Origin of the sequence: Dialister succinatiphilus YIT 11850, from assembly GCF_000242435.1 — a bacterium.
Classification (GTDB): domain Bacteria; phylum Bacillota; class Negativicutes; order Veillonellales; family Dialisteraceae; genus Dialister; species Dialister succinatiphilus.
Genome location: NZ_JH591188.1, coordinates 164,041 through 176,690 on the forward strand (window position 1 = coordinate 164,041; position 12,650 = coordinate 176,690).

At 52.3% G+C, this 12,650-nt stretch carries 10 protein-coding genes; 7 read left to right on the plus strand and 3 right to left on the minus strand.

Translation table 11 applies throughout. The features are described 5' to 3' along the window. Positions 1-817: 817 nt before the first annotated feature. On the plus strand, positions 818-1,141 hold the full coding sequence (gene trxA / locus HMPREF9453_RS06100) for a thioredoxin (protein WP_008859687.1): 324 nt from the start codon (positions 818-820) through the stop codon (positions 1,139-1,141). A 221-nt stretch (positions 1,142-1,362) separates the two neighbouring features. Here the strand turns inward: trxA and HMPREF9453_RS06105 are convergent, their stop codons facing one another. Continuing rightward, positions 1,363-1,746, minus strand: a complete 384-nt coding sequence (locus tag HMPREF9453_RS06105; RefSeq protein WP_148363723.1) for a hypothetical protein — start codon at positions 1,744-1,746, stop codon at positions 1,363-1,365. 123 nt (positions 1,747-1,869) lie between these two features. Here HMPREF9453_RS06105 and HMPREF9453_RS06110 point away from each other — a divergent pair, with 123 nt between their 5' ends. The 3 genes from HMPREF9453_RS06110 (at position 1,870) to HMPREF9453_RS12090 (ending at position 5,129) form a co-directional block, all read left to right on the plus strand. Next, the gene (locus tag HMPREF9453_RS06110; protein ID WP_008859688.1) at positions 1,870-2,457 is read left to right on the plus strand and encodes a hypothetical protein; all 588 of its coding nucleotides are present in this window, start codon (positions 1,870-1,872) and stop codon (positions 2,455-2,457) included. Between the two features lie 92 nt (positions 2,458-2,549). After that, positions 2,550-4,313: a carbon starvation CstA family protein gene (locus HMPREF9453_RS06115; RefSeq protein WP_008859689.1), complete on the plus strand. Its 1,764-nt coding sequence runs from the start codon at positions 2,550-2,552 to the stop codon at positions 4,311-4,313. A 645-nt stretch (positions 4,314-4,958) separates the two neighbouring features. Then, on the plus strand, positions 4,959-5,129 hold the full coding sequence (locus tag HMPREF9453_RS12090; RefSeq protein ID WP_232217333.1) for a hypothetical protein: 171 nt from the start codon (positions 4,959-4,961) through the stop codon (positions 5,127-5,129). 285 nt (positions 5,130-5,414) lie between these two features. Here HMPREF9453_RS12090 and nrdG read toward each other — a convergent pair whose 3' ends face one another. Next, a complete protein-coding gene (gene nrdG, locus HMPREF9453_RS06125; RefSeq protein ID WP_008859691.1) occupies positions 5,415-5,969 on the minus strand; it encodes an anaerobic ribonucleoside-triphosphate reductase activating protein in 555 nt (184 codons plus the stop codon). A 141-nt stretch (positions 5,970-6,110) separates the two neighbouring features. After that, positions 6,111-8,321, minus strand: coding sequence for an anaerobic ribonucleoside-triphosphate reductase (gene nrdD / locus HMPREF9453_RS06130; protein ID WP_008859692.1), 2,211 nt, complete (start codon positions 8,319-8,321; stop codon positions 6,111-6,113). 2,061 nt (positions 8,322-10,382) lie between these two features. Here nrdD and HMPREF9453_RS06140 point away from each other — a divergent pair. From HMPREF9453_RS06140 to HMPREF9453_RS06150, 3 genes are read left to right on the plus strand one after another with little or no spacing between them, the layout of a single operon-like run. Continuing rightward, positions 10,383-11,081, plus strand: coding sequence for a hypothetical protein (locus HMPREF9453_RS06140; RefSeq protein WP_008859693.1), 699 nt, complete (start codon positions 10,383-10,385; stop codon positions 11,079-11,081). Between the two features lie 13 nt (positions 11,082-11,094). Then, positions 11,095-11,430: a hypothetical protein gene (locus HMPREF9453_RS06145; protein ID WP_008859694.1), complete on the plus strand. Its 336-nt coding sequence runs from the start codon at positions 11,095-11,097 to the stop codon at positions 11,428-11,430. A 55-nt stretch (positions 11,431-11,485) separates the two neighbouring features. Beyond that, entirely contained in the window at positions 11,486-11,758 is a 273-nt protein-coding gene (locus tag HMPREF9453_RS06150; RefSeq protein WP_040380089.1) for a DUF1294 domain-containing protein, read from the plus strand. Positions 11,759-12,650: the final 892 nt, after the last annotated feature.

Below are 12,650 nucleotides of genomic sequence, written 5' to 3' on the forward strand. Positions count from 1 at the left end.
ACTACATTTTGCGCGTCGCTAGCGCTCCTTCAAAATGTGTTCGCTGTGCACCGTAAGGGCGATACCACAACCCTCGGCCTGAAAGGCCGTCAAACCTAAGAACCCTCACACCGCAGGTGTGTCCAAGGCCGGTCAATCTTAAGAACCCTTTTCCAAAACCCTTTGAATCCTTTGAACCTTTTGAACCCTATGAACCCTCACACCAAAGGTATGTCCAAGGGTAAGAAGCAAAAATGACACAGTCCGCCGATTGGCGGTCAGGATAGCGATGGGGTGTCAAATCGGCGTTCTGCATTGTACACCCTTTGCCTCTTCGAGGCGTTCCCCTCAAGGGGAAACGAGAAGTATGGAGAGGAAAAACAGAGAGTTATATATTTCATGTACCATTCCGCAGTTTTCCCCCTTTGGTGGTGAACGCAGTGAGCCAATCACCAGAATGCGTATCATGCCATATGACACAGAAAGTCAATTCCCGTAACGCTGACTTTATACTCATCGCCCTGCGGGCGATAACCACAACCCTCGGCCTGAAAGGCCGTCAAACTTACGAACCCTCCGGCCCATAGGGCCGGTCCATCCTAAGAACCCTTTTCCACAACCCTTCTACACAACCCGCGGCGGAGCCTAAAACTTGCGGCGTCAGCCGCCATCACCACCCTCTGAACCCTTTGAACCTTTTGAACCCTCTGAACCCTCACGCCCGCAGGGCGTGTCCACGGACCCGGGGCTTTTTCCCTGCTCTTGACTGTTTGACTTTCTGTGTTATAATAAATACATCGAATAAGTTAAATATATAATTTTAAAAGGAGAGAAACCTATGATTACCGAAATTCACAGCCAGGAAGAGTTTAATACAGAAATTGCCAGCCACAAGGGGTACAGCCTGATTGACTTCTGGGCTACCTGGTGCGGACCCTGCCGCATGATGGCGCCGGTTATGGAAAACGCTGAAAAGGTGCTGGGCGACAAAATCCATTTCTGCAAGGTGGATGTGGATGAGCTGCAGGACCTGGCCGGTCAGTTTGACATTATGTCCATTCCTACCATTATCCTCTTCAAAGATGGAGAAGAAGTGAACCGCATGATCGGTGCTGTTCCACAGGAAGAATTTATCAGCCAGCTGGAAAATATGATGGCCTGAATCTCTCAAAAACAGAAAGGGAGGACTGCTTTTTAAGCGGCCCTCCTTTTTATTATGAAAGATAATCAAAAACGTCATAGTCCAACAGCCATGGTGTTTTTGTTTGCATAAAATTTTGAAAAAATGATGAAAGAGGGCTTGCAACTTGGGGAAAAGGTGATATAATATGTACATAAGTTGACCGATGGTCAACTGAAAGCAAAGCAGAAAATTTCCCCGATTCAAATCCCCATGATGAAAGGAAATACAGCTGCCAAGCGAAGAAAAGGAGGTGCGTTGATTCTTATCATTTTTACCTTGGATTTTCTTGATAATAATTTACCCTCTCTCCAAAAACCTGTCGGTTTCCCCGCCGACAGGCTTTTTTTGTTGCCTTCGCAAAGTACTAAATGATAATGAACCAGAGTCAAAACGTTCTGGAGTAAAGTTTCCTGTCGGTATGGCAGACCATAGTGCATCACCGCAGCAGGAAACCTTTCGCCAGCAGTTTCCTGTGGGTAAGGGAAGCCAGTGCGTATCACTCCCGTAGGAAACCTTTCGTCGAAGCACAAAAGTATCTCTCTTTCAGCGTAAATTTTTCCCGCACCACCACAAATGCACATCATTTTTCTTTGCAGTAGTTATAAGTTTCTTTTATTGGTCAAAAAGGATGAAGAATAGTATATTTAAACAAACACCATCTAATTATGTTCAGTTCAGATGATATTTTGTTATGAAAGGAGGGGCTCATGGGAAGAGAAGAAGCGGTGGAAAGGCTGCTCGCCGGATACCGGCGGTATTACACCATTACCCGCTTTGATGGAGGACGGGAGGAAGAAGCCCGGGGACTGCAGGAGGCAGTCCACATACAGAAGCCTTTCTTTTCAGGACAGGCGGAGCTTTCGGCGGTATGTGAGTATTATGAAGCGGGGGAGAAATATTTCCTCTTCCATTCCGCGAAGCTCTGGTCCACGGCCCAGGAGGAATTTGTGTTCCTCTTCCAGGTGCCCCGCCTCACCCTGACAGTGTTCATGGAGCTGGCCCATTTTGCTTATGAGGCGGGCATGGATATGGCTCATATCGGGCCGGGCCACATGTATACCTATATTTCCCCTGTATTTATCTGTGATTCCATGGATGAGGAGGCGGCGAAGGCGCTGATGAAGTGCCATTACTACAAATCCTTCCGATTCTCCTTCCACGGATGGATGGAATTCCATGCAGGCGCATTGGAGCTTGGCAGAGGCCGGTTTTGTTTCAACCGGGCCGGAAGGTGCATGGAAAAGGGACTTCGAAAAGTATTTGCTGATTATCCGTTTATGAGAAAAGATGCCTGATCATTTACCGGTGTATCCATGACATGGGGAAACTGTGACATTCTGCGGTTTCCAGTGCCGGTTCGTCAACCCCAGGGAAAGGGGGCTCCTTTATGAATACCCTTGTATTACTGGCAGTTTGTCTTGTTATTCTTTTATGCGGTTATATTTTCTACGGCCGATGGCTGGTGAAGCAGTGGGGCGTAGGGAAGGGCGATATCCCCACCCCTGCCCATACCATGGAAGATGGTGTGGACTATGTGCCTGCCAAGGCGCCGGTGCTCATGGGGCACCATTTCTCCTCCATTGCCGGCGCAGGTCCTATTACAGGTCCCATTGGGGCAGCCATGTTCGGCTGGCTGCCAGTGACCCTGTGGGTGCTGGTGGGCGGCATTTTCTTCGGCGGCGTCCATGACTTCGGCGCCCTCTTTGCCTCGGTCCGGCACAACGGCCAGTCCATTGGCGAAATCATTTCCGCCAATATGTCCAAAAGGGCCAAGCAGCTTTTCATTATTTTCTCTTATCTGACTCTGATCCTGGTGGTGGCGGCCTTTGCAGCCATCGTGGCTTCCACCTTCGGCGCTGTCTATGAAAACGGCGTGGTGAATGAAGCAAAGAGTGCCACCCAGGCGTCCGTGGCCATGGTATCCCTGCTCTTTATTGCCGTGGCCATTGTCTTCGGCTTTGCGGTGTACCGCCGCCACACCGGCATGGTGGCTTCCACCATCCTTGGCGTAGGTGCCATTGTCCTCTGCATGGCCATCGGCATGAATTTCCATCCCTTCTATTTTTCCACCCATACCTGGATGTGGCTCATCGGCCTTTATATTACCATCGCTTCAGTCACTCCCGTATGGATTCTCCTGCAGCCCCGGGACTACCTCTCCTCCTTCCTGCTCTACGCCATGCTCATCGTGGCCATCATAGGGATTGTAGGAGCTCACCCGGATATTAATCCGGACCTCTTCCCGGCTTACACCGGATTTTCTGTAGACAATGGAAACGGTACCCAGTACCTGTTCCCCATCCTTTTCACCACCGTAGCCTGCGGCGCTATTTCCGGTTTCCATTCCCTCGTTTCCTCCGGCACCACCTCCAAGCAGCTGGATAAAGAATCTGATGCCAAACCCATTGCCTATGGCGGCATGCTGCTGGAATGCGTACTGGCCATCATTACCCTCTGCGCCATTGCCTACGCCAGAGAAACAGGCCATGTCAAAGGAGCTACCGATATTTTTGCCGGCGGCATTGCGGCCATGATCGGCGCCATTCCGGGACTGGAATCCATGGAAAGAAGCATGTACACCCTGCTGGTGCTCACCTATTCTGCCTTCTGCCTCACTTCCCTGGATACCGCCACCCGTCTGGCCCGCTTCATGTTCCAGGAATTCTGGCTGGAACCAGGGCAGACGCCGAAAGACATTGACGGCAGCTTCAAGAAACTCATGGTGAATCCTTACTTTGCCACCATCCTCACCGTCATCCTGGGCGTGCTTCTGGGCATGGGCGGCTTCATGAAAATCTGGGGCCTCTTCGGCGCAGCCAACCAGCTTCTGGCCGGCATCGGCCTCCTGGCTGTAGCCACCTGGCTTGGCAATGCAGGAAAGAATAACAAAATGTTCCTCATCCCCATGACCTTCATGATGATCGTCACCTTAAGCTCCCTGGTCATCATCGTAAGAAACCAGATTATCATGATTATGAACGGCACCACCGACTGGGGCCCCTACGCCCAGGCCGGCATTGGCATCCTTCTCATCGGCCTGGCTCTGGAACTGGCCGTGGAAGGCTATCGCACCATTATCCATCAGCGGAAACAGGCGAAACTGGAAAAAACAGCAGAACTGTCTGCCGGACTGGATGAAATGGAAGATTAATGGTAGAAATCAAAGCAGCGGACTTGGAAGTCCGCTGCTTTTTTACGTGGAGGATGAAAGGGCATATATGTTCCTACGGATCGAGGGGAATGGAGACTGGGGACTGGGGACTGGGGACTGGACGGCTGTCGGCTTTCGGCTTACCGCTACCCGTGGGATGGTATTCCCGAAAGAGGCCCTAGACTTCAGACTATCAGACTTCAGACTTTGGACAGCATAGACTTCACGTACCACTCCGGTGTTCCCCCCTTTGGTGGCTGGCGCCACCACCTTGCCCGGTGGGAAGCATGTCACTGGATTCGCGGGTCGCGGGGCTCCCCTATGAACCCAGTTCCTTTACCACCCCCGCAGTTCGGTGGGGCGGCAAAAGGAAAGCGCCTTAATGGGCAGGCTAGGCGCCTTACTTCGCCCCACTTGGAGGTCCTATGCAGGACCTCCACAGGGACACTATAACCCGTGCTTACTGTAGAGCCATTTATGAAGAGAGTGTTTTGCGGTGTTTTATTCTGTCCCCTGAACAGGGGTGCAAGGGAACACGATTCGTAAGGAAGCGAAGCGACCTGAGAATCGTGTGACACGCTTTCCCGTGGAGAAGTCCGGCGCAGCCCGGATAGGGGGGGCGAGCGCAGCGAGCCAGTCAGCAGAATGGTTATTTTTCAATATGACACTGAAAGTAAATCCCGTAACGTTCTTGCGTCCCCTTTAGGGGAAGAGGGCCACGAAGTGGCGAAGGGGTGGACGGTGGTAATCCTGATTATGATACTTGATGTGGACGTGACCGCCGAAGGCGGCATTATAAAACTCATTGCCCCCTAAAAGGGAAACGACTCACTACATTTTGCGCGTCGCTAGCGCTCCTTCATCCACTGCTGTCACTGACTCACTGGATTTTCAGGTCGCTGATGCTTCCTTACAAATCCAGCGCTCATAACGGCAGGCAGCCCCGCTCGAGATGATGAAGCGGCAGGCAGTATATCATTATATGAGAGTCATAAAAAAGAGGTTTTGAAGAAATACTTTACCTTTCTTCAAAGCCTCTTTATCCTATGAACCGGCTCGCTTCCGGCGGGCAGAAAACTCTGCCCGAGCCGCGAAGGGACCTTAGATTTTTGAATTGGGGGACATGCTGGTGTCTCCGGGGTCCCAGGAGACGATTTTGCCGGTGGTTAGGCTCTTCTGTACGTCGATGGTCCGCTGGTTGGAGGAGCCTTTGAAGAGAAGGGTCACGTCCTTTTTGTCCAGCATGAATTCCCCGTCCACCAGGACGTCGATGCGCTTTAACAGTTCCATGGTTTCCGGCATGACTTTGGCAAAATGGCCCAGAAGGTCTTTGTCGAAGAGGTAGCCGGTGAAGCACCAGATGGTCTTGTGGGGATAGAGTTCCTTGAACCGTTTCACCAGGGGGAGGAGGCCCTTCTGGTTCACCGGCTCCATAGGTTCACCGCCTAAGAGGGTGAGGCCTTCATAGAATTCATGGCCCAATTCTTTCAGGATATAGTCTTCCACGTCCTTCGTGAAGGGCTTGCCATAGTTGAAGTCCCAGGTTTCCGGGTTGAAACAGCCTTTGCAATGATGGGTGCAGCCGGACACAAAGAGGGAAAACCGGATGCCGGGACCGTTGGCAATATCGTATTCTTTAAAATTGGCGTATTTCATGGATGGACTCCTTGCTTTGCTTATATAAGTGTGAAAAAGGAGGCGCGGAGCGCCTCCGGATTCATGAGATGGAGATCGGGATCGGGATCGGCATGGGGTCCGGGAATTCTTTGCCCGGAGGCCCAGGCCCCTGCCCCTGTATCAGAGATGCAGCACGCGATCCTTGATTTCCTGGGTACGGCCCTGGTTCCAGAACTGGGTGCCGATGTAGCCGCAGGTTCTCCGGGCTACGCTCATCTTGTGCTGGTCCCGGTTGCCGCAGTTGGGGCATTCCCATACCAGCTTGCCGTTTTCATCTTCCACGATTTTGATTTCTCCATCGTAGCCGCAGACCATGCAGTAGTCGCTCTTGGTGTTCAGTTCGGCGTACATGATATTTTCATAAATGTACTTCATCACCGTGAGGACAGCAGGGATATTGGTCTGCATGTTCGGCACTTCGATGTAGGAAATGGCGCCGCCGGGGGAGAGTTTCTGGAAGTCCGATTCAAATTTTAGCTTATGGAAGGCGTCAATCTTTTCTGCCACATGGACGTGGTAGCTGTTGGTAATGTAGTTCTTGTCGGTGACGCCGGGGATAATGCCGAACCGTTTCTGCAGGCATTTGGCAAATTTGTAGGTGGTGGATTCCATGGGGGTGCCGTAGACGGAATAGGAAATATTTTCCGCTTTTCTCCATTCGGCGCACTTATCGTTCAGCTTCTGCATGACAGCCATGGCAAATTTCCGTCCCTCTTCGGTGGTGTGGGAAACGCCCAGCATGCGGACGCACATTTCATAGAGGCCTGCATAGCCCAGGGAAATGGTGCTGTAGTTATTGAAAAGGAGCTTGTCGATGGTTTCGCCTTTTTTCAGACGGGCCAGGGCGCCGTACTGCCAGAGAATGGGGGCCACATCGGACACGGTGCCCAGAAGCCGTTCGTGGCGGCAGCGGAGAGCACGGTGGCAGAGTTCCAGACGGTCTTCCAGAATCTTCCAGAAGCGGTCCATGTCTCCGTCAGAAGAGCAGGCCACGTCTACCAGATTGATGGTGACTACGCCCTGGTTGAAACGGCCGTAGTACTTATGCTCCCCATGGGGTCCCAGGCCTTCGGTATCGGGGGTGAGGAAGCTGCGGCAGCCCATGCAGGGGTATACGTCGCCGTTCTTCAGACTCTTCATGATTTTGGCGGAAATGTAGTCCGGTACCATTCTCTTGGCGGTGCATTCGGCAGCCAGCTTGGTGAGGTAGTAGTAGGGGGAGTCGTCATGGATATTGTCTTCATCCAGTACGTAAATGAGCTTCGGGAAAGCCGGGGTAATCCATACGCCCTTTTCATTCTTCACGCCCTGCATTCTCTGACGGAGCACTTCTTCGATGATCATGGCCAGGTCCTTCCGGGTCTGTCCGTCCGGCACTTCATCCAGGTACATGAACATGGTGACGAAAGGCGCCTGTCCGTTGCAGGTCATGAGGGTAATGAGCTGGTACTGGATGGTCTGGATGCCCGATTTGATTTCTTCCTTCAGCCGCCGTTCCACGATTTTTTCAATGATGCCTTTATCCATGGATTCGCCGGTTTCTTTTCTTTCTGCAATCACTTCTTTTGTGATTTTCTTGCGGCTGATATCCACGAAGGGAGCCAGATGAGCCAGGGTAAAGGACTGGCCGCCGTACTGGTTCGAGGCCACCTGGGCCACAATCTGAGTGGTTACATTGCAGGCGGTGAAGAAGGAATGGGGCTTCTCAATCAGAGTCTGGCTGATGACCGTGCCGTTCTGCAGCATGTCTTCCAGGTTGATGAGGTCGCAGTTGTGTTCCCTCTGGGCGAAATAGTCGGCGTCATGGAAATGGATGATGCCTTCTTCATGGGCCTTCACGATTTCCTCCGGCAGCAGCAGTCTTCTGGTGAGATCCTTGGACACTTCGCCGGCCATGTAGTCACGCTGGGTGGAATTGATGACAGGATTCTTGTTGGAATTTTCCTGCTTCACTTCTTCATTGGACAGGTCGATGAGGGACAGAATGCCGTCATCGGTGGTATTGCTCTTGCGGGAAATCTCTCTCTTATACCGATAGCGCACGTACTTCTGCGCCACCTCGTAGCCCCGCATTTCCATAATGCCCGTTTCCACCATGTCCTGAATGTCTTCCACATTCACCGCATGGGGATAGGAGGCAATCTTTTTGGCAATGTTGTCAGCTACCGCACGGATCTGGAATTCATTCATCTGGTGAATGGACTCCACTTCCTTATTGGCCTTGCCGATGGCATTGATGATCTTGGAAATATCAAAAGACACTTCCTGTCCGTTTCTCTTGATTACGTTCGTTTTTACGTGAATCACGTCGGTATACTCCCTGTTTTCCATGTAAGACACTCCCCTGTTTCCTCTAAGTTACGATTTCAGCCTGTCTAGCCTGCTATGTCGATAAAAATGATGTGAATAGTAGATGAAATCATGCATTCTACTAAATATAGTTCAAACGCGCAAATAAAGACACAACATATTGTGCCGGAGATAATCATACACCAACTGGAGAGAAAAGGGAATAGACAATTTTGGTCCTTTCGAATCCTCTAATTTTACGTTCGCCGGCAGGAAATTTCGAAAAATGCCGATATTCCTTGAAAAGGAAAGAATTTGGAAAATCGGAAGGGGTCGAAAAGGAACCTATGGAATTTTTCTATAGCTATGTATAAGGGATGGGGGACTGGGGATTCGGGATTCGGGAAATGGGGAATGGGGAATGGGGTGGCTTACTGCTGCCTGGGGCTTTGTGGCTTGAAGGTTCTAAAGTTTGACGGGGCTATCGCCCCGAGGGTTCTTAAGTTTGACAGCGGCTTTGCCGCTGAGGGTTGTTGTAGGGCGCCTCTAAATTATAGAAGGCGCCAGTTTGTATAAAACCATACAACCGCCCTGCGGGCGAGGAAATGCAATTCCCCTTTGGTGGCTGGCGCCACCACCTTGCCCGGTGGGAAGCATGTCACTGGATTCGCGGGTCGCGTGGCTCCCCTATGAATCCAGTTCCTTTGCCACCCCCACTTCGCGGGGGCACTATAAAGCTCCGTTATGCTGTGAGCGACTTATGAAAGGAATGCTTCGCGGTGTTTTATTCTGCCCCCTGAACAGGGGGAAGTCCGGCGAAGCCGGATAGGGGGAGGCGAGCGCAGCGAGCCAACCTGCAGAATGCTTATCATGTCATATGACACTGAAAGTAAATCCGGTAACGTTCTTGCGTCCCCTTTAGGGGAAGAGGGCCACGAAGTGGCGAAGGGGTGGACGGTGGTAAGAATGATTATGATATTCTTATTCTATGTCTTATCGCCCTAAAGGGGAAACGACTCACCACATTTTGCGCGTCGCTAGCGCTCCTTCAACCACTGCTGTCACTGACTCACTGGATTTTCAGGTCGCTGATGCTCCCTTACAAATCCAGTTCGCATAGTGCATCCACTGCTGTCACTGACTCACTGGATTTTCAGGTCGCTGATGCTCCCTTACAAATCCAGTTCGCTAGTGCAAAATGTGTTCGCTGTGCATCGCTTCGCTCAGGGGGCCGCCGATTGGCAGTCAGGAAAATGATAGAGTGCCATATCTTTTCTCAGCCCCGTACACCCTTTTGCCACTACGTGGCATTTCCCCTCAAGGGGAAACGAGAGATATGGAGAGAAAAACAGGGCGTCATATACTTCATGTACCATTCCGGTGTGCCCCCTTTGGTGGCTGGCGCCACCACCTTGCCCGGTGGGAAGCATGTCACTGGATTCGCGGGTCGCGGGGCTCCCCTATGAATCCAATTCCTTTGCCACCCCCGCAGTTCGGTGGGGCGGCAAAAGGAAAGCGCCTTAATGGGCAGGCTAGGCGCCTTACTTCGCCCCTGTGGAGGTCCTATGCAGGACCTCCACAGGGGACTATAAAGCTCCGTTATGCCGTGAGCTGCTTATGAAAGGACTGCTTTTCAGAGCTTTATTCTGCCCCCGCTTGCGGGGGAAGTCCGGCACAGCCGGATAGGGGGTGTATCTGCCGAAGGCAGATAATTCAGCAGAATGCTTATCATGCCATATGATACAGCAAGGTCATCCCGTAACGCTGACTTCATACTCATCGCCCGAGAGGGCGATACCACAACCCTCGGGGCCGAAGGCCCCGTCAAACTTAAGAACCCTCCGGCCCATAGGGCCGGTCCATCTTAAGAACCCTTTTCTACCACCCTTCTACACAACCTGCGGCGGAGCCGCGCCCCTTTTTTAAAACTCGCGGCGTCAGCCGCCACCACAACCCTCGGCCTGAAAGGCCGTCAAACTTAAGAACCTTAAGAACCTTCGGGGCGAAGCCCCGTCAACCCTCACGCCGCAGGCGTGTCCATGGTGTGTCCAAGAGCTCCGCCCCTCCATGGTATAATAAAGAAAAGACAGAAGGAGCATATCTATGACATACAAAATTCAATTTCTGGCAGTAGCCATGGTTTTTCTTTTTCCCTTCTTCAGTCAGGGGGAGGACATATCCACCATTTCCATAGAGAAAAATGGAGACATGGTGGAGGCACCGGCTCCGGCGCCGGTGTCTTTGGAGGCCTGGATACCGAAGAAGGTGCGGAAGGAGTCCTCCCTGCAGACCGAGGACCAGGGACTGCGGCAGGCGGTACTGGACTATTTTGCCGATTCCACCTATGACGAAAGTTTGATGAACTACGCCTGCAATTTCACCGACCTTTCCGGTGACGGCGGCAAAGAGGCCCTGGTACTTCTTGAAAGCCCCTACACCGACCGGGATGGGAAGCCGGAGCTCCTTATCTTTACCCGGGACGGGGAAGGCTGGCACATGGAGCAGGAAATCACGGGCATCTCAGTGCCTTTCCTGATTCCCCGGCGGGATAAGAAGGCTGGAAGCGGCGATTTCAGCCCCCTCTATTTCATGGAAGACGAAGAAACAGGAGGGACAACGGTGAAGAAACTGAGCCCTCAGGGCCATCTCTATCCTCTGGCCGCCAACGGGGAGCCGGTGGAACTGAAATCTTTGAAAAAAATGAAGGGGCAGGCCTTCTTCTGCGCCGTGAGTAAAAAGAAGGAGCCGCTCCGCTGGTTCTCCCTGGCCCCGGCGGAAACAGGGAATCCTTCGATTTCATAAAGGGGGCATACCTATGGAATCCAAACTGGTACTTTATGACAATTACAGAAAAAATAACGGCAGCTTCACCTACTACCTGGAAGAGCGGGAAACCTTCAACAGCTTTGCCTTCGGCAGTCTCTGCGAAAGCATCCGCCGCCTTTCGGAGACGGCGCCGGGCAACAGAGAGGTACTTCTCCAGGTACACCATGTATATACAGATATTCTGAAATATTTCATCTCCCGCGGCAGCGCGGACAGCCTCGCCCAGATATCCGGCCTCCCCTCCCGGCCGGCGGACTTTCTGGATGATCTGGACAAGGCGGTCGTTCAGTATCTGCAAACCTGCGGCAGCGAAGAAACATGGTAAAGGAGAAAAACATGGAAAGAAGAGGGGACTGGATAAAACAGAACAGGCCGAGAGGATGGAGGAGAAACCCATGACCTGGGCCCTGGCCTTCCTCCTGATCAACCTTACTTCCTTTTCCCTCTACGGCCTGGACAAATGGAAAGCCGTCCATGGCTGCTGGCGCATCTCCGAAAGGACCCTCCTCCTTGCCGCCCTGGCCGGAGGCTTCGCCGGCGCCCTCACCGGCATGTACTTCTTCCACCATAAGACAAGGCATAAGAAATTCGTATACGGCGTGCCGCTGATAGGCCTTCTGGAACTGGCGGCAGCCATGCTGCTGGTTTTATAGACAAGCCCCTTTGGGGCTTGAAGGTTCTAAAGTTTGACGGGGCTATCGCCCCGAGGGTTCTTAAGTTTGACAGCGGCTCTGCCGCTGAGGGTTGTGGTGGGCGCCTTACATTTATAGAAGGCGCCCTCTTATGAAAAACCTTTACAACCGGGCTTTTGCCCGTGGAAAAACATGCAAACCGGGCTTCGCCCGAGGAATGCATTCCCCCTTTGGTGGCTGGCGCCACCACCTTTCCCCCGCAAGCGGTGGTACTATAGAGCTCCGCTATGCTGTGAGCGACTTATGAAAGGAATGCTTCGAGGTGTTTTATTCTTCCCCCTGAACAGGGGTGGCAAGGGAACACGATTCGTAAGGGAGCAAAGCGACCTGAGAATCGTGTGACACGCTTTCCCGTGGAGAAGTCCGGCGCAGCCCGGATAGGGGGGTGGCGAGCGCAGCGAGCCAGTCAGCAGAATTGTTTTCATGTCATATGATACTGAAAGTAAATCCCGTAACGCCTCTTGCGTCCCCTTTAGGGGAAGAGGGCCACGAAGTGGCGAAGGGGTGGACGGTGGTAAGAATGATTATGACACTCGATATGGACGTGACCGCCGAAAGGCGGCATTATAATACTCATCGCCCGAGAGGGCGATACCACAACCTTCGGCCTGAAAGGCCGTCAAACTTAAGAACCCTTTTCCAAAACCCTTTGAATCCTTTGAACCTTTTGAACCCTCTGAACCCTCACCAAAGGTATGTCCAAGTGTAAGAAGCAAAAATGACACAGGCCGCCGATTGGCGGTCAGGATAGCGATGGGGTGTCAAATCGGCGTTCTGCCTTGTACACCCTTTGCCTCTTCGAGGCGTTCCCCTCAAGGGGAAACGAGAAGTATGGAGAGGAAAAACAGAGAGT